Here is a 2,772-nt window from a genome sequence, read left to right on the forward strand (position 1 = left end):
GGCCTGCCTTGCCAAGCTTTAACATCGTCCATGACATCATCAGTAATTCTACTAACAAGGCTTTCGCTAATGTCAGCCCCGTATAGTTCCTGAATCTGAAGTTTAATATCTGATAGACTCATTCCTTTGGCGTATAAGGATAGAATTTTTTGATCTAAACCTTCAATTCTTGTTTTTCTTTTGGGAATGATTGCAGGTTCAAACTCAGCATCTCTATCCCTTGGAACGTCTATTGTAATAAGGCCATTATCAGTGATTAGATTCTTTTGAGATACACCGTTACGGGCGTTATTAGAAGTGATAATACGATCGTATCTGTCATAACCTAGATGATTATTCATCTCTGCCTGTAAAGCTTTTTCCACAAGACGTTTTGTTAGTTGTTTCAATAACCCGCCTTTGCTTAAAACATTCGATAGATCTACTTCTTTACTTACCAGTAAATCTATCGCTGCGGATATAGCTTCATTATTCTTATTATTGATAGTGTTTTTAGTCATATTTTATTCCTCTTAGTTATATTAATTGATTATATAACCTATAAGGAATTTACACACTTAGATGGACAGACCCAGATCAGTTGAAAGAAATTTGTTCTTGCTGGATATTTAATTTAAGGATTTATAATACAAATAAAATACTGTATTATAAATCCCGCCTTATTTTCCCCCTTATTTTGTTGGATATGTCTCAACGGGAAATTTGTATTCTTCTATCCACGCCTTATATCCACCAGCTATTTCCTTAACTGGATATCCAAGAGATGCAAATTTCTTCGCCGCTTTTTGAGATAAATTGCAAGTAGCCGAGTAGCAATAAATACAATTAAAGGCATCCTTGCGCAAGCCTGGGATATCTGTCTCATTTCCCTCAAAGCCACTATGCTTTTCACTAGGAATATTAATTGCTCCTGGAATATGCCCTTTACGGAAAGCTTCAGCAGATCGGACATCAATAATATTAATGTTCGGCATTTTTTCTTTTATAGCTCTATTTATGAAATACGCATTTGTTTTGAAGTTCAATTCAGTTTCAAAATACTCGAATGCTTTTTGAGTGTCTTGTATTTTATTTACTTCAGTGCTTTTTGACTTTCTACTAGACGCACTTTCAGCAAATGTAGAAAATGGTAAACTTATAAATAATACAAAGATAATCAGGCTTTTTGTACGTAGATTTTTCATCAGTTAATTCCTCTTCTAGGGTTTTAATAGTTATCAAAAATACTAAAATACTTTTAGCATATAGTTCAAAAGTCAATTATAAGTACAGTTTTTTTTGAGCATCTCCAATTTCCTTTAAGTTAATATTTTAAGCAAATATTTCTAAAATGACTTGCTATGTATTTGTTATAACTATTATTATAGAAAATAAAAATTATTATTTTTTGATAAACTTGTTCAGAATTTTTGAATATGCGTATTAGTTTAGATAAACTACGTGTTTTAGATGCTGTCGAAAGAAACAATAGTTTCGCTTCTGCCGCTGAAGAATTGCATCGCGTACCATCAGCAGTCACTTATGCAATCAAGCAATTAGAATCAGATTTAGGTGTTTCTCTTGTTAATCGTTCTGGCTATCGATTTAAATTAACGCCACTAGGGCAAGAACTTTTGAAAGAAGGACGTTCACTTCTTGAACAAGCTCAGTCTTTGGAGAATAAAATAAAGGTGTCAGCAGGTCTAATTCCATCAAACTTATCTATAGCCTATGATGCAGCACTTGGTTTTGATGGTATCCAGCAAATACTTGGAATTTTTTTTGAGTTATACCCCGAAACTTCAGTATGTATTTCTGCAGAAATCTTAAATGGGTGCAGAGATTCTCTCCTCTCAGGAAAAAGCCATTTGGTTATTGGATATTTATCAGAACCACCTACTGAATCTCAGTATCATTATCAAACTCTCGGAGATATACACTTTGTATTTGCTGTTGCTCCACAACATCCCTTGGCTCAAACTATAATTCCTCTTACTTTTAAAGAAATTGCTCATCATCGTATAATTATTACGCCCGATACAGCAAAAAACATTCCTAAAGCAGCATCAGGCTACGCTCCAGAGCGTCAATTTTTATCCGTTTCTTCAATGGAGAGTAAAATAAATGCACAAGTAGCTGGGCTCGGAGTCGGATTCCTTCCACTTAAGCTTGCCAAACCTTACCTCCAAAAGGGACTCCTTATCAGAAAAGAAGTTGATCGACCTAAGACTCCAGGTCGCTGCTATTTAGCTTGGAGAAAAGACAAAATGACTCCAAGTTTAAAGAGTATTATTGACCTTATTAAAAAAAACAAGGAAATGCTTATTGAAGCTTAAAACGAAAGCTAGTCCCTCCGTCAAAACTCTCCCCGCCTGAATTAACAAGGGGTTTCATGTCATAAACAGCTTACAAAATCCATAAGAAAATGGTATAATTACTGCATAAAGCTTACGGATTTTAAAATTATGCCTATAGAAAATATTACTTTTCTCCAAAAACAAGAAAGGTTATTTGAAGAGAAATTATCTACAAAACTAAATCCTAAAAACAAGTTATATAAACTAAGGGATTTAGTAAATTGGTCTGAACTTGAAGCCAGAGCATTGCCTAACATTGAAATCAAGCAATTTGGTAGAAATAAGAAAGATCATAGAGTAATGCTAGCACTATCAATGCTTCAAGCTATGTACAACGGTTCTGATTCGTTTACGGAGGAAGAGCTAAAGGAAAATATTTATTGGCAATATTTTTGTGGTTATGAATATTTGCAGCAAGATCTTGATGTGTCTGAAG

Annotated in this window: 4 protein-coding genes; 2 read left to right on the forward strand and 2 right to left on the reverse strand. The window is 34.1% G+C overall.

What is annotated here, in order from left to right:
• On the reverse strand, positions 1 to 500 hold a 500-nt coding region (locus Megvenef_RS08555), incomplete at its 3' end, for a transposase (protein WP_322776251.1).
• Between the two features lie 171 nt (positions 501 to 671).
• A complete protein-coding gene (locus Megvenef_RS08560; protein WP_322777515.1) occupies positions 672 to 1,184 on the reverse strand; it encodes a rhodanese-like domain-containing protein in 513 nt (170 codons plus the stop codon).
• 231 nt (positions 1,185 to 1,415) lie between these two features.
• On the opposite strand from Megvenef_RS08560, the gene Megvenef_RS08565 reads away from it, so the two are divergent.
• Positions 1,416 to 2,315 carry a LysR substrate-binding domain-containing protein gene (locus Megvenef_RS08565; protein ID WP_322777516.1) on the forward strand — a complete coding sequence of 300 codons (900 nt, stop codon included), beginning with the start codon at positions 1,416 to 1,418 and terminating at the stop codon, positions 2,313 to 2,315.
• Positions 2,316 to 2,444: 129 nt separating this feature from the next.
• Positions 2,445 to 2,772: transposase (locus Megvenef_RS08570; protein ID WP_322776028.1), on the forward strand; the 328-nt coding region annotated here is incomplete at its 3' end.

It is taken from the genome of Candidatus Megaera venefica (assembly GCF_034554655.1).
GTDB classification, from domain to species: Bacteria; Pseudomonadota; Alphaproteobacteria; order Rickettsiales; family Rickettsiaceae; genus Megaera_A; species Megaera_A venefica.

Coding starts and splice junctions, on each gene's coding strand:
- Megvenef_RS08565 (WP_322777516.1), top strand. CDS start 1,416: ATGCGTATTAGTTTAGATAAACTACGTGTTTTAGATGCTGTCGAAAGA.
- Megvenef_RS08560 (WP_322777515.1), bottom strand. CDS start 1,184: ATGAAAAATCTACGTACAAAAAGCCTGATTATCTTTGTATTATTTATA.